At 64.7% G+C, this 18318-nt stretch carries 17 protein-coding genes; 8 read left to right on the top strand and 9 right to left on the bottom strand.

Annotation, left to right across the window (positions count from 1 at the left end; all coding sequences use genetic code 11):
• Positions 1–4: 4 nt before the first annotated feature.
• Entirely contained in the window at positions 5–1636 is a 1632-nt protein-coding gene (locus U0023_RS06245; protein ID WP_009763195.1) for an alpha-D-glucose phosphate-specific phosphoglucomutase, read from the bottom strand.
• A 220-nt stretch (positions 1637–1856) separates the two neighbouring features.
• The gene (locus U0023_RS06240; protein WP_009763196.1) at positions 1857–2114 is read right to left on the bottom strand and encodes a hypothetical protein; all 258 of its coding nucleotides are present in this window, start codon (positions 2112–2114) and stop codon (positions 1857–1859) included.
• Between the two features lie 203 nt (positions 2115–2317).
• On the opposite strand from U0023_RS06240, the gene U0023_RS06235 reads away from it, so the two are divergent.
• Entirely contained in the window at positions 2318–3304 is a 987-nt protein-coding gene (locus tag U0023_RS06235; RefSeq protein WP_009763197.1) for a Bug family tripartite tricarboxylate transporter substrate binding protein, read from the top strand.
• Between the two features lie 54 nt (positions 3305–3358).
• On the opposite strand, the gene U0023_RS06230 is transcribed toward U0023_RS06235, so the two are convergent.
• Positions 3359–4156 (bottom strand): DUF1194 domain-containing protein, encoded by a 798-nt coding sequence (locus tag U0023_RS06230; RefSeq protein WP_154661115.1) that lies wholly within the window; start codon positions 4154–4156, stop codon positions 3359–3361.
• A 334-nt stretch (positions 4157–4490) separates the two neighbouring features.
• On the opposite strand from U0023_RS06230, the gene U0023_RS06225 reads away from it, so the two are divergent.
• The 4 genes from U0023_RS06225 to U0023_RS06210 all read left to right on the top strand — a co-directional run bounded on the left by U0023_RS06225 (position 4491) and on the right by U0023_RS06210 (position 7152).
• On the top strand, positions 4491–4910 hold the full coding sequence (locus tag U0023_RS06225) for a DoxX family protein (protein WP_009763199.1): 420 nt from the start codon (positions 4491–4493) through the stop codon (positions 4908–4910).
• Positions 4911–5206: 296 nt separating this feature from the next.
• Positions 5207–5497: a hypothetical protein gene (locus tag U0023_RS06220; RefSeq protein ID WP_009763200.1), complete on the top strand. Its 291-nt coding sequence runs from the start codon at positions 5207–5209 to the stop codon at positions 5495–5497.
• Between the two features lie 429 nt (positions 5498–5926).
• Positions 5927–6691 (top strand): LuxR C-terminal-related transcriptional regulator, encoded by a 765-nt coding sequence (locus tag U0023_RS06215; RefSeq protein ID WP_195904211.1) that lies wholly within the window; start codon positions 5927–5929, stop codon positions 6689–6691.
• Positions 6692–6936: 245 nt separating this feature from the next.
• Positions 6937–7152 (top strand): hypothetical protein, encoded by a 216-nt coding sequence (locus U0023_RS06210; RefSeq protein ID WP_009763202.1) that lies wholly within the window; start codon positions 6937–6939, stop codon positions 7150–7152.
• Between the two features lie 97 nt (positions 7153–7249).
• Here U0023_RS06210 and U0023_RS06205 read toward each other — a convergent pair whose 3' ends face one another.
• The 4 genes from U0023_RS06205 to U0023_RS06190 form a co-directional block, all read right to left on the bottom strand.
• The gene (locus tag U0023_RS06205; protein ID WP_009763203.1) at positions 7250–7450 is read right to left on the bottom strand and encodes a hypothetical protein; all 201 of its coding nucleotides are present in this window, start codon (positions 7448–7450) and stop codon (positions 7250–7252) included.
• Positions 7451–7631: 181 nt separating this feature from the next.
• Complete coding sequence (locus tag U0023_RS06200) at positions 7632–8522, bottom strand: LysR family transcriptional regulator (RefSeq protein ID WP_009763204.1); 891 nt, start codon at positions 8520–8522, stop codon at positions 7632–7634.
• Positions 8523–8611: 89 nt separating this feature from the next.
• Entirely contained in the window at positions 8612–12256 is a 3645-nt protein-coding gene (locus U0023_RS06195) for a CheR family methyltransferase (RefSeq protein WP_009763205.1), read from the bottom strand.
• Positions 12257–12335: 79 nt separating this feature from the next.
• Complete coding sequence (locus tag U0023_RS06190) at positions 12336–13364, bottom strand: chemotaxis protein CheB (RefSeq protein ID WP_040638663.1); 1029 nt, start codon at positions 13362–13364, stop codon at positions 12336–12338.
• Between the two features lie 219 nt (positions 13365–13583).
• Here U0023_RS06190 and U0023_RS06185 point away from each other — a divergent pair, with 219 nt between their 5' ends.
• The 3 genes from U0023_RS06185 (at position 13584) to U0023_RS06175 (ending at position 15796) form a co-directional block, all read left to right on the top strand.
• Entirely contained in the window at positions 13584–14324 is a 741-nt protein-coding gene (locus tag U0023_RS06185) for a Crp/Fnr family transcriptional regulator (protein ID WP_322883774.1), read from the top strand.
• Positions 14325–14395: 71 nt separating this feature from the next.
• A complete protein-coding gene (locus U0023_RS06180; RefSeq protein ID WP_009763208.1) occupies positions 14396–15508 on the top strand; it encodes an NADH:flavin oxidoreductase/NADH oxidase in 1113 nt (370 codons plus the stop codon).
• Between the two features lie 42 nt (positions 15509–15550).
• Positions 15551–15796 carry a LexA family transcriptional regulator gene (locus U0023_RS06175; protein WP_009763209.1) on the top strand — a complete coding sequence of 82 codons (246 nt, stop codon included), beginning with the start codon at positions 15551–15553 and terminating at the stop codon, positions 15794–15796.
• 25 nt (positions 15797–15821) lie between these two features.
• On the opposite strand, the gene U0023_RS06170 is transcribed toward U0023_RS06175, so the two are convergent.
• Together U0023_RS06170 and rocF are read right to left on the bottom strand one after the other, a co-directional pair.
• On the bottom strand, positions 15822–17183 hold the full coding sequence (locus U0023_RS06170; protein ID WP_009763210.1) for an NAD(P)/FAD-dependent oxidoreductase: 1362 nt from the start codon (positions 17181–17183) through the stop codon (positions 15822–15824).
• Positions 17184–17324: 141 nt separating this feature from the next.
• A complete protein-coding gene (rocF, locus tag U0023_RS06165) occupies positions 17325–18275 on the bottom strand; it encodes an arginase (protein ID WP_009763211.1) in 951 nt (316 codons plus the stop codon).
• Positions 18276–18318: the final 43 nt, after the last annotated feature.

Genomic DNA, 18318 nt, shown 5'->3' with positions numbered 1-18318 from the left:
CCCGTCAGGTCACGACGCTGGGCTCGTTGCGCCCCGTGCGGGATGCAATCTCGGCAATCTCGTTCGCCGCCCGGACGACGGGAGCCAGGACCTCGGCCGTCGACAGGCCGTGCCGGTCGGCATTCGGCTCGAAGCGTTCGAGATAGACTCGCAGGGTCGCGCCCGACGTGCCGGTGCCCGATAGGCGGAACACGGCGCGGGCATCCTCCGCGAACAGAATGCGGATGCCCTGCTTCGGCGTCACGGATTGGTCGACCGGATCCGTATAGGCGAAGTCGTCGCAGGATTGGACCGTAAGGTCGCCGAAACGCTGGCCGGGCAGGCCGGGGAGCTTGGCCCGCAACGCATCCATCAGCGCGTTGGCTGGCGCCGTCTCGAGTTCCTCGTAATCGTGGCGGGTGTAGTAGTCGCGCCCGAACGTCGCCCAATGTTCGCGTACGATCTGGTCCGCCGGTTTGCGGGTGACGGCCAGGATGTTGAGCCAGAGCAGCACCGCCCAGAGGCCGTCCTTCTCGCGGATATGGTTCGAGCCCGTGCCGGCGCTCTCCTCGCCGCACAGGGTGATGAGGCCCGCGTCCAGAAGATTGGCGAAGAACTTCCAGCCCGTGGGGGTCTCGAAGCAGTTGATGCCGAGCTTCGCCGCGACTCGGTCGGCTGCGCGGCTCGTCGGCATGGAGCGGGCCACGCCGGAAAGTCCCCCGGCATAGCCGGGCGCAAGATGGGCATGGCTCGTGAGGATGGCGAGGCTGTCGCTCGGCGTCACGAAGAGGCCTTTTGCCACGATCATGTTGCGGTCGCCGTCGCCGTCGGAGGCGGCGCCGAAATCGGGCGCGTCGGGCCCGTACATCAGCTCCATGAGATCATGGGCGTGGACCGGGTTCGGATCGGGATGGTGGCCGCCGAAATCGGGTTTCGGCTCGCCGTTGACCACCGTGCCGGCCGGCGCGCCGAGGCGGCCTTCGAGAATGGTTTTCGCATAGGGCCCCGTGATGGCGCTCAGCGCATCGAAGCGCATGCGGAAGCCGGAGCGGAACAGGGCGGCGATGGCGTCGAAATCGATCAGCCGCTCCATCAGCTCCGCGTAATCGGCGACGGGGTCGATCACCTCGACCGTCATGGTGTCGACCTTGCTCTGTCCGATCGTACCGAGGTCGATATCGGCCACATCGGCGATCTCGTATTCGGTGATCGCGCTGGCGCGCTTGAACACAGCTTCCGTAAAGGATTCCGGCGCGGGGCCGCCGTGGGACATGTTGAACTTGATGCCGAAATCGCCGTCCGGCCCGCCGGGGTTGTGGCTCGCAGAGAGCACGAGGCCGCCGATGGCCTTGTGCTTGCGGATCACGCAGGAGGCGGCCGGCGTGGACAGAAGGCCCTTCTGGCCGACGAGAACGCGGCCGAAGCCGTTCGCCGCCGCCATCTTGATCGCGATCTGAACGACGGATTCGTTGAAGAAGCGCCCGTCGCCGCCGATGACCAGGGTCGAGCCGTCCTTGTCCTCGACGGTGTCGAAGATCGACTGGATGAAGTTTTCCACATACCGAGGCTGCTGGAAGACGGTGACCTTCTTGCGCAGGCCGGACGTGCCGGGACGCTGGTCGGAAAACGGTGTCGTCGGAATGCGGGTGGTCACCATCGGTGCAGATCACTTCCTTGAGGCGGCCCGGCAGGGCCAGTTCTCGAAATCCTTCGTCGATCCCGGAGGGGATCACGGACCATTTTAGGGTCACTCAGGGCAGATGCCACTGCCAAGATGAAGGCAGGATGAAAGATCCGGCAATCGAATGGAAGCTCCTGCCGCAATCTCCGGCATGTCCTGTCACAAGGCCATGCCGGAGAAGGGCGCGGGAAGAGGTCTAAGGATTGTTGCCGCCGGACGGCCGCTTGGGCGCCTTGCCCACCTGGGCGGGATCGGTGCCCTCCGGGGCGTCGCCTGCGGGCTTCACCTCGTCCGGATTGGACACGGTGGTGTTGACGGGCTCCCGCGCGGGCTCCTTCTGCGGGGGAGGGCCGGCGACGGCCGATCCGCCCATATAAGAGGGCGGGTCGCTGGCCGGGAAGGAATATTCCGAGCCGGCATCGACCAGTTCGTCTTCTTCTTTTTTCACGCCCATGGATGATCTCCTGTCTTGGCGAAGCTTTGCGTGCTCAAGAGGAGAATGCAGGTCGTGCCGCCATGTTCAGGCGGAGCGGCAAAAAACTGAGCCGACCGCACACGGAGCCTCAACTTAGGTCGGCCTTGTGGCCGCCAAGGGCCACGCTATCTCCGGCCGGTCGAACAAGTCCTGAAAACGGGACCAATCCCTGGGAGAACGCCATGAATCCGATCCGCCGCACCCTCCTCAAGACCCTGGCCGCCGGATCCGCCGCCGCGGCCCTGGCGCCCTGGCCGGGCTTCGCGCAAACCGCTTATCCCGCCCGTCCCGTGCGGGTGATCGTGCCCTATGCGGCCGGCGGCGGAACGGATTTCTTCGCCCGCCTCGTCTTCGGCGCCATGGGCGAGAAGCTCGGCCAGCAATTCGTCATCGAGAACAAGCCCGGCGCCGGCACCAATATCGGAGCCGATACGGTCGCGCGGGCGGAGCCCGACGGCTATACGCTGCTCCTGGGCGATACGGCGACCTTCGCGACGAACCGGACCCTTTACCGGAAGCTGTCCTTCGACCCGTACAAGGATTTTACCCCGATTTCCCTGACCGGGCGCTTTGCCCTGGTGCTCCTCGTCAATACGAACAAGCTGCCGGTGAAATCGGTCCAGGAACTCGTGGCCGAGGCAAAGAAGAATCCCGGCCGCATCAACTATGCGACGCCAGGACTGGGCAGCCCGTTCCACCTTGCCACGGAGCTGCTGGGTCAAGGAGCCGGGATCAAGCTCACCCACGTGCCGTACCGGGGCGCCGCGCCGGCCGTGCAGGATCTGGTGGCCGGGCAGGTGGACATGATGTTCATCGATTTCGCCACGGCCCGCTCGCAGCTGTCCGGCCCGATCCAGGCGATCGCGGTCGCTTCGCCGAAGGAATTCGCCGGCCTTCCCGGCGTTCCGCCGGTGGCGGCGAATCAGCCGGGCTTCGAGGCCTGGGCCTGGCAGGGCTTCGTCGCGCCGGCCGGCACCCCGTCCGAGATCGTCGCCAAGCTCAACGCCACCTATCGCAGCGTGATCGGCAATGCGGAGATCCGCGACAAGCTGGTCGGCGCCGGCATCGACGTGCTCCAGAGCTCTCCCGCCGAGATGGCCGCCTACATGCAGGAGGAGGGCAGCAAGTGGGAGAAGGTGATCAGGACGGCCAACATCACCCTGGAATGAGCTTGGCCTGAGACGTGTTCATGCCCCTTATACGGGGCCGACCGGCCCGTGACGTCAGTTCCGGTCCCAGCGATACGTTCCCCGCTCCCCGTCCTGGCAGCTGACGGGCGGCTCCGCCTGGGCCTCCCGGATCAGGGACGGCGTCGGAAGGGCTGCGATCTCGCGGATGATCTTCGTGCGGATCGCGTCGGCGAATTGCTGCCGCTCCCGCACGGGGACGAGGAAGGCGCCCTGTCCGCCGATGACGCAGGTCTTGTAGTAGAGATCGAGGTTCTCCATGTCGCCGAAGCCGGTCGGGCGCTTGAGCATGATGGGAAGCCCATTGATGGTGATTCCCTTCGCGACGGCCTCGTCGCGGACCGCCACGACGCCCCTTCCGCTGCTGTTGGGGCCATCGCCCGAGATGTCGATCACCCGTCGGATCGGCTCGACGCCGGTCTGATCCAGCAGTTTCGCTCCGAAGTCGATGGCGCCCGAGATCGACGTCCGCCGCAGGCGGCCGATCGGGCTGTCCTGCAGGCCGTCGGCGAACTTCACGGCCGCGTCCGGGCCGTCGATGATGGTCCATGGCACGATGACGCGCTGATAATCGACGCCCGACCACTCGAAATAGGTCACGATGATCCGCCCCACCATGCCGTTCTTGATGGCATCGTGCACCTGCGGCGAGCGGAAGGCCTCGATGAAGCCCTGGCGCTGAAGCTCCTGCTCGTCCGGGTCCATGGAGCGGGACACGTCCACGGCGAGGACGAGCGCGACATCCACTTCCGTTTCCGCCCTCGCGGCGGAAGCCGGCAGCCAGAGCGATGCCGCCACGAGAACCGCGACCATGCTGAGACGCCTGAAACCCATCCCGACCTCCGTTTCCGCCTCCGCCCTGCCCGCCATCCCGGCCCTCAAGGCGAGGTGGCCTCCAGTGCTCTCTGGATGCTCCTGCGCGACGCCGCTTCGCGGCCCATCAGGACAAGGGGGAGACGGATGAGACGGACATGACCAGGGGAGGCTGACACGAATCTCCCGTCGGGCAAGGCTGGATCGTCTCGAGGATCGAGCCGATGGCCTCAATTTAGCGTGAGCTGTCTGCAAGACTGCGCCGTGGCCTGATCCTCCCGCGCGCCATATAACCCGGTCGGCGGAGATCCGGGCCTGCCTGGGTATCCCGATCGCAAGCAGGAGTTCCCCTCGCATGTTCGCTACCCTGGATCGTTGGTCCCCCCACGCCCTGGCTGTCCTGAGGATCGTCGCGGCCCTGCTCTTCATGGAACACGGAACGCAGAAGCTGTTCGGCTTCCCGGCCCCGCCCGAGGGCGGCATGCCGCCGTTCTTCTCCCTGTTCGGGATCGGAGCCGTCCTCGAACTCGTCGGAGGCTTCCTGATCCTGGTCGGCTTCCTGACCCGGCCCGTGGCTTTCCTGCTCGCCGGCGAGATGGCCGTGGCCTATTGGATGTTCCACGCTCCCCACAGCCCCTACCCGGCGCTCAACGGCGGCGATGCGGCAATCCTCTTCTGCTTCGTGTTCTTGCTCTTCGTCTTTACCGGCCCGGGAGCCTGGAGCGTCGATGGGGCGAGGCGGACGGCTGGACCCAGGCATTCCTGGGAGCGGTGATCCGGGACCAGCCTTGGCCGCGGTTGGGATGAAACGCCACGGCCATCCGTTGAGGACCACCGGCACGGAGCGCGTGATGACATGGTAGGTTCCTCAGCCGGCTGCCGATGGGCAGAAATTCCGAGATGAGGTGCGTCACGACGCCGGGTTAATCCGGAAGAAAGCGATCACTTTCCCGTCCTTCGCGATTATTCTCTGGAACGGTTTTCAAGAACCGCTCGTTTTCGACGCAGGCCCCATGACCTTTGCGTCGGAAGAGGATAAAGCGGGGCACGATGCGTTGCGTGGAGTAGGACATGGCGGAGATCATCGCGTTCAAGGATCTCAAGAAGATCGCCGATCGGTGCGAAGTGCTGACGTTGTTCGAGCCGAAGCGGGCTGTGAAATCGAAACCCTGCTCCGAGTCCAAGAGCTTCGAATTTCCGAGCTCCCGCCCTTTCATCTCCGGAAATCTGACCGACCTGTTCGAGCAGGCGAATGCCGTCGCCATGCGGCATTACCATGGTGATCCGAAGGTGGCGGGCGTTATCGCCGCGAAATGCATGGAGCTTATTCAGGCTCTGGAAGAGCACGCCCAGCCGGAATGATCGCTGCGCTCTTTTGATTGAAAGCAGCGGGGTTGCCGGTTCGGTTCCAGCGCGAGCCGATCACGCGATCGTCACCGCGCCTTTCTTCGAAACAAGACGTATGCTGCGTCGGTTCTCGCAATCGTGCGAGCAGCGAAACGCGATATCTGTCGCTCGCGTTTCATGCGCGGATTCATGGGGCCCGGTGCAGTGATGCAAACGGCACGGGACTCTCTTCCGGGCCTGCATCAAGAGGAAGAGTTACCCCTTCGTGGGCCGTGGTATCAAGGAACTAATGCCTGTAGGGATTGTTGTTGCCACGCTCGATCCAATGAAGGATCGGCTTTATGGATCAGGCTCCTTTCGTTGAAGGCTGTCCGCCTCGCGTTGCATACGAACGGTGTCACGATCCTGATCGACATACCGCTGAACGAATGGGGGGCAGCACACATGAGGCATGATGTCGTCTACAACGAGCAGATTCTTGCCGTCGCGCAGGATCCTTTCCAGAACGTCGCGACTGTCCTGATCTGTCCGAACCTTCTCCTTCGCACCGGCATCAGCCACATCCTCTCCGGCACGCGCTTTGCCATGGTGGATGGGCTGTGTGACGACCCGTCGAACCTGCCCGCGCTCGACGACACGATGCCGGTGCTTTTCATGATCTGCGAAAACCGGGCGACGGAGGAACTCGTCGCCATGGTGGATACGCTTAAGACGCAGCATCCGCTCTCGCGTGTGGTGGTTCTGGCGGACGCGATGGATCCGGACACGGTCATTCAGCTCTGCGGTGCCGGCATGGACGGATTCTGCGCCACGAGCATGGATCGGCATGCGCTGGTCAAGGCTCTCGAAATCGTCATACTCGGTGAAACCTACATTCCGGCTTCGATCGGGCTGGCCCTTCTGGAACGGGCCCGGCAGTCCCGGGCGCATCATGCCCATGACGGCGCCGGCATGCCCGTCAACACGCCTGCGGAGGCTCTCGACAAGCTGTCCGAGCGGGAGGCCCAGATCCTGCGCTGCCTGACCCGGGGCTCCTCGAACAAGGTGATCGCACGCGAACTCGGGGTGGCGGAAGCCACGGTGAAGGTGCATATCAAGGCGATCCTGCGGAAGGTGAAGGCGACCAACCGAACCCAGGCGGCCATTTGGGCGACCGGGCATTTCGATCTTGCACAGGACAATGTCCGGGCTCTGGCTGCGGGCGAGTGAGAATAAGTGCCGGGCCGGTGATCCGAACTGGCCCAATTCCGCGATTCTTCCTATGATGTCAGGCCGCCGATGGGCGGCCTACTCCTTCGGGGGTAGCTCATGTGGCGAGTTGCGGATCACTCAAGGTGGACGGTAAGCCTAATATGTCCTGGCGGCAGATCAGCGAAATAAGAAGTGTAAGTGCGTATTCGCGCCGCGGGCCTAAAGCGAAAACAAGATCACCTGAATGGTGAAGTGGGGCATCAATGGATTATCAAGTGGAGCTGGTTGCTCGCGCATTTTACGATGCCGAGTATGAGGACTGCCTGTGGGATGCCGAGGCTGAGGTCATAAAGCAGGACTTCCGCGAATATGCGCGCAATGCCATCAATCTTCTGAACGAAGACATCGGCGTTCTGCTGATGGCTCTCGATCAGGCCACGGCCGAGGAAAATCCGAGCCGGGCGCGCGCCGCTGCTTGAACCGCCGGTTCTGCATAAAAAATCAAGACATGACATCCAAGAGCATCGTGCGGTCCTCCAGGATCGCACGATGCTCGTTTTATGGAGCGCAGGATTTTCAATGCGCGTCCGGCGGCAGATCGACGATCCGCTTGATCTCGTAAACCACTAGCATCAGGAACACGGAGAGGATCACGAGGCCGAGGGCGCTCGTGAAAACGCTTGAGCTGACTCCCGATGTCGACGAGACGAGAGCGAGCAGGATCAGGAACGGAAGGCCGACGGCAATCGACAGAACAGCGAGAACGGACCGTGACATGGGGATGGTGCCCTGAGGGTTTCCGGGAAAACGTTAGGTAGCCTAAGAATCGTGGAGAAAATGAGGTTCGCACCGAACGATGCGCTGTTCAACGGGCGGAGCAGCGGATCGGATCCCATCCGGTGATCGGATTCCTGCCGACGCCGACTTGCGCGCCGGAGATGAAGCGTCGGTCCGCTCTTCAGAAATCCCAGCGTTGCGCTTTGGAGACGAGAAAGTCGCGGAAGACCTGCACGCGCGCCACGGAGCGCATTTCTTCCGGATAGACGAGATAACTGTCGAGGGTCGGCATCTCCTCGTCGCGCAGCACCTGCTTGACCCGTGGATTGGTGCTCATGGCGTAGTCCGGCGCCATGCCGATCCCTGCCCCGTTCTCGATCGCCTGCCGCAAGGCCAGAGAGTCGTTGACAACGAACCGGCTCGGACGGGGATCCCTGGGATTGCGCCCGAGCGTCGTCAGGCGATGCAGATCGAGAATGAAGGACGGCTGGTCGCCGCCGAGGCAGAGAATGGAATGGTTGTCGAGATCCGCGATGGTCTCCGGCTCGCCGCAGCGCTCGATATAAGCATGGGACGCATAGGCGTGGTACTGGATGGTGAAGAGGCGGCGCTGGATCAGGTCGGGCTGCGCCGGCAGGCGCAGGCGGATGGCGATGTCCGCTTCCCGCATCGCGAGATCGAGCTCGTCGTTCGTGAGGATGAGCTGGATGCGCACCTCGGGATAGAGGTCCATGAATTCCGTGATGCGCCGGGCGAGCCAGATGCCGCCGATGCCGACCGTCGCCGTCACCCGGAGGTCGCCCGCAGGCCGCTCGCTGGTTTCGGTCAGGCGCTGGCGTGTCTCGTCCAGGCGCAGGCGGATGTCCTGCGCGGCCCTGAAGAGCACGTCGCCGTGCTCCGTCAGCACCAGGCCGCGCGGGTGTCGGTGGAAGAGCGGGACCTTCAGGTCGTTCTCGAGGGCGCTGATCTGCCGGCTGACGGATGACTGGTTGACGCCGAGCTTCTCGCCGGCACGGGTGAAATTCCCCGCGCTGACGACTTCGTAGAACAGTCTGATCTTGTCCCAGTCCAATGCGGATCCTTAAGGCTGGATGTTGGGCATGCGGCAGCTTTCGACAGCCGAATGGAGAACAGGGCGACCGTTCAGGTCAAGCCCAATCTTCACGAGGGGGAAAGCCGCTCGTTGGGCCGGTCGTCCTCTTCGGAGCCGTCCGAGGGTTGAACGTGGCTCAGGAGAGCGGTCCGCTGATTGAGCGGAAACTCGATCACGCAGCGCACGCCGCCGGGCGAAAATTCCAGCACCGTCTTGGCATCGATCTCGTAGGGAAGGGTACGCTCGATCAGCTCGGTGCCGAACCCGCGCCGGCGCGGGGCCGCACTCGCGACGTGGACTTCCGTTTCCCGCCATTCCAGCCTGAGCATCCGCTCGCCGTCGACGCCCTCGATGATCCAGGTCACGTCGATATGGCCGCCACTCTCTGCGAGTGCCCCATACTTGACCGCGTTGGTGGCGAGCTCATGGATCGCCAGACCCAGCTTTTCCGCAACTGCCGTCCGCAGCCTGACGGGCGGTCCGTCGACATGGGCCTTCTCGTCGTCTCTCACCGCATGGGCGAGCAGCTCGTCCCTCACCAGCTCTTCCAGGTCGATGACGGAATCGGCCGAGCGCGTCGCCATGGTCTGCGTCCGGGCGAAGGCCTCGATCCGCCCTTCGAGATGCATGGCGTAATCGTCGACCGTACTGCTGTTCGCCGCAGTTCGCCGGGTGATGGAGCGCACGATGGCGAGGGTGTTCCGCACGCGGTGCTGAAGCTCGGCCAGCAGGAGCTTCGTATGCTGCTCGCTCTCCCGCAGGGCCTCCTCGGCGCGGACGCGCTCGGTCAGGTCGATGGCGACGATCAGGCTGCCCACCACGGCTCCCGACGCGTCGCGACGAGCGCTGACATTGTTCCGCACCCAGGTGATCGAGCCGTTGGGACGGCGATGACGCTTCTCGCTGATGGACGATTCTCCGCTCGAGAGCGCCTGCTCGATCAGCGCATCGTTGCGGTCCTGGTCGTCGGACGGGATCAGCTCCTGGATGGAGCGGCCGACGATCTGATCGCGGGGGAGGCCGAGGATCGCGCAGTAGCGGTCGTTGACGTAGATGGCGCGTCCCTCGCGGTCCGTCATCGCAATGCCCACCTCGGCCTGCTCGGCCATGGCGCGGAAGCGTTCCTCGCTCTCTCGCAGGGCGAGCTGCGCCCGGGTCAGCGGCGTGACGTCCATGAAGGTGACGACGGCGCCGCCGATATAGTTGTCGATGCTGCGGTAGGGCAGGACGCGCACCATGTAGCGTGTGCCCGTCGCGGGATCCTCGATCTCCCGGTCGACGCTCCCGAGCGAACGGATCACCCGGCGGGCATCGTCCTGGAGTTCGTCATAGGTGATGCGTGACTTGATGTGCCCGATGGGACGTCCGACATCGGTCTCGACGAGGTGGAAGATCTCGGTCACGGCCGGCGTGTAGTTCATCACGCGCATGTCGTTGTCGAGGAAGATGGTGGCGATCTGCGTGCTCTCCAGGAGGTTCTTCAGGTCGCTGTTGGAGCGGCCGAGTTCCTGCACCCGGTGGGCGAGCTCGCCGTTGACGGTGGTCAGCTCCTCGTTGACGGATTGCAGCTCTTCCTTGGAGGTCTCGAGCTCCTCGTTGGCCGATTGGAGTTCCTCGTTGAGCGACTGATACTCCTCGTTCGAGGATTTCAACTCCTCGTTCGTGCTCTCGAGTTCCTCGATGGTGGCCTGGAGCCTTTCGCGGGTGACGCGCAGATCCGTCTCGAGCCGCTGCACGTGCTCGTCGCGCAGGAAGGAGCCGCCGGCCAGGGTGTCGGCCTCCTCCTCGGGAGGCGCGGGCCGATCCTTGAACACGACCACGAAGCCCGGGGCTCCGTTGGGCTGATCCCGCACGGGCTCGACGATAATGTCGACGATGAGGCGCTTGCCGTTGGTGCCCATCCGAAGGCCGTCGACCTGAACGATCTGGTGCTCTTCCGCCGCCTTGGTCAGGGCGGCCCGCAGGTCGAGGCGCAGGTCGTTGTGGACGAGGTTCAGCAGGTTGAGGGTCGCGGCTCCGCCGGCGGGCTCGATGAAGCGTCCCGTCCGGCCGGAAAAATGCATGACGTCGAAATTCTCGTCCGTCACCACATAGGCCGGGGCATGACGTTCCGCGATGGCCTCGGCCTGGCGAGCGAGGCTGGCCTCGATCCGGCGCGGGCGCAGAAGGGACGAGCCTCCCTCGGCAGGCCTGCGGTCAACGGCCGTGAAGGGAAAGTCCGGCAGAACCCGCGCGCTCGTCTCCAGGCGCTGGAAGATGCGGAAGCCTCGATCCACCGGGGCAAAGAGCCTGGTGTGGCGCGAGATGTTCTCGGAATTCCCGAGGAACAGGTAGCCGCCCGGGCGCAGGGCGAAATGGAACAGGGGGATCACCCGGTCCTGAAGGTCCGCGTTGAGATAGATCAGCAGGTTGCGGCAGGAGATCATGTCGAGCCGCGAGAAGGGCGCGTCCTTGATGACGCTGTGCTGCGAGAAGATGCACATCTCCCGCAGTTCCTTCACCACGCAATAGGTATTGCCTTCCTTGACGAACCAGCGGGCCAGCCGCTCGGGCGTCATGTCCTTCGCGATGGCCTCGGTGTAGCGGCCCACCCGCGCCGACGCGAGGGCGCGGCCGTCGATGTCGCTCGCGAAGATCTGGACGTGGGGCACCGCGTCGAGCACCGCCATGTGTTCGCGCAGAAGAATGCCGATGGAATAGGCTTCCTCGCCGGTGGAGCACCCGAGCACCCAGATCCGGATCTGGTCGTTGCGGGTCTTGCCCTCGAAGAGCTTAGGGATCACCTGGGCTTCCAGAAGTTCGAACTCGCGGCGGTCGCGGAAGAACTGCGTGACCCCGATCAGCAGATCGTTGAAGAGGTTCTGTGATTCCTCCGGCTGCGCCCGCAGCACCTCCACATAGGCGTCGATCGTCTCCACCTGGACGACCTGCATGCGGCGCTGAACGCGCCGGAGGAAGGTGTTCGGCTTATAGCCGTGAAAGTCATGGCCGGTGTTGTTGCGCAGGATCGTGGCGATGCTCGCCAAGGCGCCGGAGACTTCGACGGCTTCCGCTTCGAGATGGGCAGCCTCGTCGTACCGGGCGGAGTGGCTCACATGGAGCTGCACCCGTTTTGCCAGCTCCTCCGGAGGCAGGACGAAATCCGCGATCGCGACAGGACTATGGTTGGGAACAATCCCTTCGGCCGAAATCTCCGGGCTTTCCTCCGCCAGCGTCAGGCCGCCTGCTTCCTTGAGGGCCGTGACGCCGAGCGTCCCATCTCCATTCGTGCCGCTAAAGACGACGCCGATGGCCTTGTCCTCCCGGTCCTGGGCCACCGAGATGAGGAAGCTGTCGATGGTCCCCCGCTCGCCGGGAGGCTCCTGGGCGTCGCGGATCTGAAAACGCCCGTCCTCGACGGTCAGGATCGTGTTGAGGGGAGACCAGTAGATCCTGCCCGGCTCGACGAGGGCCCCGTGAACGGCCGTGGTGAGAGAGCGCCCATGCTCCGACAGCGCCGCCGTGAACCGGCCGTCGTCCAGCGCCTCCCGGTGCTGGAAAACGAGAACCACGGCCATCTCGTCGTCAACCGTCAGCGTGGCCAGGAAGCGCTCCAGGGAATGGCTTTCCGCCCCCGAGGCTCCTGCCGCGACGATGAAGGGAGTGCTTTTCGGCTCCGTCTCGGCATTCTGGGCGGTGTCGGAGGAAGTTGTCTCGTTCTTCTTGGCGGCCACGATCAAGATTCCCAGCTCGGGAAGGGGTTTGCCATACTACGGAGAATTGCACCACCTCTCAAAGTTCATGGTCCATGGTCTATCCGCCGTTGTCCTGCCCGCCCTCGTCCATGCGAGAGGCGAGGGGAGCCATGGATTTCAGGACAGCCTTACGCAGGGTGTCGGCATATTGACGGTACTCGAGGGCTCTCTCGTCATACATTTCGGCGACGGTTTTGCGGCCGCTCCTCCGTCCATCCTCGGCCATGCGGGATACCAGCTCGGCCCGCTCCTCGATGATGCGCAGGGCAATCCGCAGAGCTTCGTCCACGGCATTCTCCTGCTCCTTGGCCACGAGATCGGCCGTCACAGCGTGCCCGACCTGGCACCGGAAACGAAGCGGCTTGCCGTTACGGACTTTGGACAGAACGCCGCTGCAATTGGGGCAGGTGAGCGCCACCGGATCGGCAAATTGGCCGATGATCTCGCTGTCGACCCGTTCACCTGCCGCGATATCGACCTCCAGGCGGATGTCTGAAGGAATCGGGACGCCGGGTCCCGCCGGTTCACGCACGAGGTCGTACAGCACGTCGCCGATCCGGAGGCTCGGGGCCGACAGATCGACATCGGCGGCCTGCAGGGCGCTCCGCGGCATCTCATCGGCGACGGCGTCGGCCGGATCCTGCACGATGGCGATCCCACCGCAGCGCTTCACGGCTTCGAGGCCCGAGGCCCCATCGTTGAGAAGGCCGCTCAGGATGACCCCGATGACCCGAGAGCCATAGGCCGCGGCGGCGGACCGGAACAGGGGGTCGATGGCGGGCCGAGCCATGTTTTCCCGGGGGCCACGGCCCAGCTTGATGTGCCCGTCGGCCAGGATGAGATGGTGATCCGGGACAGCCAGATAAATGTTGCCCCGCTTGATCGGCATGCCGTCGACCGCTGCGTGAACGGGCAGGTGGGCGGCTGCGGCCGTAACGGTCGAGAGGATGCCGATGCTCCGGGCCGGAATGTGCAGGACGATGAACACGGCCGCCGGCAGGTCCGGCGGAAGAGCGCCCAAAATGGTCTTGAGGGGGGCGGTCGCCCCCGAGGATCCGCCGATGACGATGATGTCACGATTGCTCATGAAGCGGTCCTTAGATTGCACTCCGTAAGGGTAAGACATTTTGTGACCGCCTGTTCCTCAAAACCATGCGGGTACGCCGATTTTCGGCAAAGCTGGTGCAACGGAACGTTCCGCGCCCGCATTAACACCGAGGAAATGCCTTCATGCAGGCATGACGTGGGTGACCGTTGCCGGCCCGAGGCTGCACTATCGTACTCTGCCGTCAGGGCTGGAGGTGCTATGATGAGCTTCGCCATGCAGAAACAGGCCAGCACCCGTCCCCTGCTGTGGAAGCTCGACAGCATCGTCAGCCTGTCCGATGAGGAAAAACGGGCGCTTCTCGATCTGCCCATGACGATCAAGGTCTTCGACCCGGATAGCGACATCGTCCGCGACGGGGACAGGCCTTCGGAATGTTGCCTGGTCCTGAGCGGCTTCGTCTGCCGGTACAAGGTCCTCTCGGATGGCAGGCGCCAGATCATGGGCTTCTATATCCCTGGCGACATTCCCGACCTGCAGAGCCTTCATCTGAACGTGATGGACCACAGCATCGGGACGCTCGTGACGAGCAGCATCGCCCTCATCCCGCACGAGAGCCTGCGCAATCTCCTGACGCAACATCCCGGTCTCGCGGCCGCCTTCTGGCGGGATACCCTCATCGACGCCGCCATGTTCCGCGAGTGGATGATCGGCATGGGGCGCCGCTCGGCCTATCAGCGGATCGCGCATCTTCTCTGCGAGCTTCGGGTGCGCCTGAAGGCGGTCGGTCTCGCCGGCGAGGGAGGCTACGACCTGCCGGTGACCCAGAACGAACTCGGCGACGCGCTGGGCCTCTCGACCGTTCACGTGAACCGCGTCCTCCAGGACCTGAGGAGCGAGGGGCTGATCGTCCTGCGCGGGGGCTCGCTCCACATCCCGGACTGGGAAGCCCTTCAAGTGGCGGGCGACTTCGATCCCACCTATCTTCACCTCAGGCGATGAAACCCGGACGGGTGTTTCGGAGTCTCCGAATTCCTGACAAAGATATTAAACGGCAACCGAAGAGGCAGCCCATGTCGCACGCGAAGCTGTTCACGCCCTTCCGGGTCGGAGACCTCGAACTCGCCAATCGGATCGTCATCGCGCCCATGTGCCAGTACTCGGCCGAGAACGGCTGCATGAACGACTGGCACCTGATCCATCTGGGCCAGCTCGCGCTCTCGGGCGCGGCGCTCCTGACCATCGAGGCGACGGCGGTCACGCCCGAGGGGCGGATCACCTATGGGGATGTAGGCCTTTATTCGGACGAGTGCGAAGCAGCCATGCGCCGCGTCCTCGACGGCATCCGGCGCTGGTCCGACATGCCGATCGCCATCCAGCTGGGCCATGCCGGGCGCAAGGCCTCCACTGAGGTTCCCTGGAAAGGCGGCAGGCAGATCTCACCCGACCATGCCAATGGCTGGCAGACGGAGGCCCCTTCCGCGATCCCGCACGGGGCCGACGAGGTGCCGCCTGCGGCGCTCGATCAGGATGGCCTTGCGCGGGTGCGCAACGCCTTTGCCGATGCGGCGCGGCGCGCCGGACGCCTCGGCCTCGCGGCCGTGCAGATCCACGTGGCTCACGGTTACCTGCTGCACCAGTTCCTGTCGCCGCTGTCCAACCGGCGCGACGACCAGTACGGCGGCTCCCTCGAAAACCGGATGCGCTTCCCGCTCGAAGTGTTCGATGCGGTTCGCGCCGCTTTCCCTGCCGAGCGACCGGTGACGGTGCGCGTGTCGGGCACCGATTGGGCCAAGGGTGGCTGGACCATCGAGGAGACGGTGGAATTCGCGAAAGCCCTCAAGGCACGCGGCTGCAGCGCGATCCACGTGTCGAGCGGTGGCCTGACGCCGTCGCAGGCAATCCCCGTGGGGCCGAGCTATCAGGTGCCGCTCGCCCGATCCCTGAAATCCGTCGGAATGCCCGTCATCGCCGTGGGTCTCATCACGGATTTCGTGCAGGCGGAATCGATCCTCGTCACGGGCGATGCCGATCTGATCGCCATTGCACGCGCGGCTCTCTACGATCCGCGCTGGCCCTGGCACGCCGCCGCGCATTTCGGCGCGGCCATCAAGGCGCCGCCGCAATATTTCCGCTCTCAACCGCGGCAATATCCCGACCTCTTCAAGATCCGGGCGGACGATTGATCCGGCGAAGGGAGGGAGTTCAACGCCTCTGGGGACATGCAAATGGAGCTGAGCGAGACCGCATGCGAGATTCTCGACTACATCCGCGAGACGCACCGCAGGCCGGGAGCGCGCCTCACCATGGCCACGCTCGATGCGCATTTCGGGACGGATCCCTCGGTGGCGGTGGCCGTGTCGGAATTGGCCCATCTCGGGTATGTCGTCGTGCCCGATGCCCGAACGATCGAACTGACGGATCGCGGCTTCGACGCGATCCATGGCCGGACATATCGCGACAGTCACGAATGATGCCCGCGCGATGTCGTCCGGTGCATCAACGCCAGTCGGCTCGGCCCAAGCGCGACTGATTGCGCTCAGGTCCTTGGCTCACTTCGACCGAAGAAGGCAGCGGACGCGCCTTCTCGTCCCGGGCCGTGGCTTGTTCGGCCGGGCCATCCGTGATGAGGCGTGCCCCCCGCTGAAGGGTGAGATAGTTCCAAAGCCAGGTGAACGCCACGACGGCACGGTTGCGCAGGCCGATCAGGAAATAGACATGCGCGATGCCCCAGAACAGCCAGCCGATGAAGCCCGTGAGGTGAATGGAATCGAGCTTCACCACGGCGGATTTGCGCCCAATCGTGGCGAGGTCGCCCTGATGCCGGTACCGGAATGGCCCGGGTGATGTCTTCTTCTCGACCTCCGCGGCGATGACCCGGGCCACATAGCGGCCCATCTGCTTGGCCGCCGGGGCGATGCCCGGCACGGTCTTTCCATCCGAATCGACGACTGACGCGGTGTCGCCGATCGCGAAGATCTCGGACCTGCCGGGAACCTTCAGGTTCGGCTCGACCTTGATCCGCTCGGCGCGGTCGTGTTCCGCCCCGAGCCACTCGGCGGCCGGGGAGGCCACAACGCCGGCCGCCCATATGACCGTTCCGGCCGCGATCTGCGTCTCTTCCAGGTCGACGCCGGCTTCGGTGCAATCCGTAACCCGTGCATTCGTCCTGACCTCCACGCCCATCCGCTCCAGGGATGTCTGCGCATAGGCCGCGAGATCCTCGGGAAAGGCGGGCAGCAGGCGGGGTCCCGCCTCGATCAGGATCACCCGGGCGGAATGGGGGTCAATCCTCCGAAACTCGGCCGATAGGGCATGGTGGGCTACTTCCGCGATGGCCCCTGCCATTTCGACGCCGGTCGGGCCGCCGCCCACGACCACGAAGGTGAGCAGGCGGCGCTGTTCGTTGGCATCGTCGGTCAGTTCGGCGTGCTCGAAGGCGAGAAGGATCTTGCGGCGGATCACCGTCGCATCCTCGATCTGCTTCAGTCCCGGGGCCACGGAGGCCCATTCCGGATGCCCGAAATAGGAGTGCGTGGCGCCGGTCGCGAGGACGAGGTAATCGTACGGGATGCTCAACGATCCCGCCTGGACCATGCGTGCCTGCGCGTCGATGCCGGTGACATCCGCCAGGAACACCGTCGCGTTCTTCTGGCGCCTCAGAATGCCGCGGATCGGCCACGCGATGTCGGCCGGGGACAGGGCCGCCGTGGCGACCTGATAGAGCAGGGGCTGGAAATAGTGAAAGTTGTGCCGGTCGATGATCGTCACATCGACCGGAGCCCGCGCCAGTGATTGAGCCGCGGTGAGCCCGCCGAACCCCGCTCCAACGATCACAACCTTTGGTCTTCGAGCGGTCATCGCGACCCTCGCTTTCGTCGCATCGGAATGGCTTCGTGCGCGTCGGCAGCCCTCATCCAGGCTAATCGGTGCAGGCCGCCGATGTTCCGCGCCCACGGCGGTCTGGAGCCTTCACATCCCGTCGTCCAACGATCCTCCGGCTCAGCCGAACTTGGGGGTATAACGATAGCTCTGGGTCGGCCGGTCGAGCACGCGCCGCCCCATCAGGCTCGCCACGAGATCGACCATGAGGAGGGCCGTGCGGCCGCGCTCGTCGAGGAACGGGTTGAGCTCGACGAGGTCGAGGCTGCCGACGAGACCGCTGTCGTGCAGAATCTCCATGATGAGATGTGCCTCGCGGAAGGTCGCGCCACCCGGAACCGTGGTGCCGACGCCGGGCGCGATCACAGGGTCGAGGAAGTCCACGTCGAGACTCACGTGGAGAAAGCCGTCCGCCGCCGCCACGCGCTTCAGGAAGCCATCGAGGAGGGACACCACGCCGTTCTCGTCGATGGACCGCATGTCGTGAACCGTCACGCCCGCGCCCTGCAGGGCGGAGCGCTCCGCGGGATCGACGCTGCGGATGCCCATCATGCAGACGTTCTGAGGCTTGATGGGAGCGGCGAGCGGCGGGAAGTAGCCGTCGAAGCCCTCACGGCCCGTGGCATAGGCCATCGGCACGCCGTGCAGGTTGCCGCTCGTGGTCGTGGCGAGGGTATGGAAATCCGGATGCGAGTCGAGCCACAGCACGAAGAACTCGCGGCCGTCCTCCGCCGCGCGGCGGGCGAGCCCGGTCATCGAACCCGCCGAGAGGCTGTGGTCGCCCCCGGCGAAGATCGGCATCCCGTCGCCGGCGGCCCGATAGGCCGCCTCGGCGATGGCCTCGGTCCAGGCGACGGTCTCGGCCAGGGCCTTGATGGCGACGTTCGGGTGCCGCAGCTCCCGGAGCGGCCTGGGCGCGATGTTGCCCCGGTCCTCCACCTGGTAGCCGAGGTTTTGCAGTTCGGTGAGCAGGCCCGCGGTCCGGAAGGCGCTCGGGCCCATGTCGCAGCCGAGACGGCCCGCGCCCTCCTGAACCGGCACGCCCAGAACGATGCACGGCTTCGATGTCATTCGGTTCTCCTCAGGACCCGCCCGGGCCAATGCGCGGAACACG

This window comes from Microvirga lotononidis (assembly GCF_034627025.1).
GTDB lineage: Bacteria > Pseudomonadota > Alphaproteobacteria > Rhizobiales > Beijerinckiaceae > Microvirga > Microvirga lotononidis.
The sequence above is the reverse complement of the archived record's forward strand: the minus strand, read 5'-3'. Positions and strand labels throughout refer to the sequence as shown.

Coding starts and splice junctions, on each gene's coding strand:
- U0023_RS06245 (WP_009763195.1), bottom strand. CDS start 1,636: ATGGTGACCACCCGCATTCCGACGACACCGTTTTCCGACCAGCGTCCC.
- U0023_RS06240 (WP_009763196.1), bottom strand. CDS start 2,114: ATGGGCGTGAAAAAAGAAGAAGACGAACTGGTCGATGCCGGCTCGGAA.
- U0023_RS06235 (WP_009763197.1), top strand. CDS start 2,318: ATGAATCCGATCCGCCGCACCCTCCTCAAGACCCTGGCCGCCGGATCC.
- U0023_RS06230 (WP_154661115.1), bottom strand. CDS start 4,156: ATGGGTTTCAGGCGTCTCAGCATGGTCGCGGTTCTCGTGGCGGCATCG.
- U0023_RS06225 (WP_009763199.1), top strand. CDS start 4,491: ATGTTCGCTACCCTGGATCGTTGGTCCCCCCACGCCCTGGCTGTCCTG.
- U0023_RS06220 (WP_009763200.1), top strand. CDS start 5,207: ATGGCGGAGATCATCGCGTTCAAGGATCTCAAGAAGATCGCCGATCGG.
- U0023_RS06215 (WP_195904211.1), top strand. CDS start 5,927: ATGAGGCATGATGTCGTCTACAACGAGCAGATTCTTGCCGTCGCGCAG.
- U0023_RS06210 (WP_009763202.1), top strand. CDS start 6,937: ATGGATTATCAAGTGGAGCTGGTTGCTCGCGCATTTTACGATGCCGAG.
- U0023_RS06205 (WP_009763203.1), bottom strand. CDS start 7,450: ATGTCACGGTCCGTTCTCGCTGTTCTGTCGATTGCCGTCGGCCTTCCG.
- U0023_RS06190 (WP_040638663.1), bottom strand. CDS start 13,364: ATGAGCAATCGTGACATCATCGTCATCGGCGGATCCTCGGGGGCGACC.
- U0023_RS06185 (WP_322883774.1), top strand. CDS start 13,584: ATGATGAGCTTCGCCATGCAGAAACAGGCCAGCACCCGTCCCCTGCTG.
- U0023_RS06180 (WP_009763208.1), top strand. CDS start 14,396: ATGTCGCACGCGAAGCTGTTCACGCCCTTCCGGGTCGGAGACCTCGAA.
- U0023_RS06175 (WP_009763209.1), top strand. CDS start 15,551: ATGGAGCTGAGCGAGACCGCATGCGAGATTCTCGACTACATCCGCGAG.
- U0023_RS06170 (WP_009763210.1), bottom strand. CDS start 17,183: ATGACCGCTCGAAGACCAAAGGTTGTGATCGTTGGAGCGGGGTTCGGC.
- rocF (WP_009763211.1), bottom strand. CDS start 18,275: ATGACATCGAAGCCGTGCATCGTTCTGGGCGTGCCGGTTCAGGAGGGC.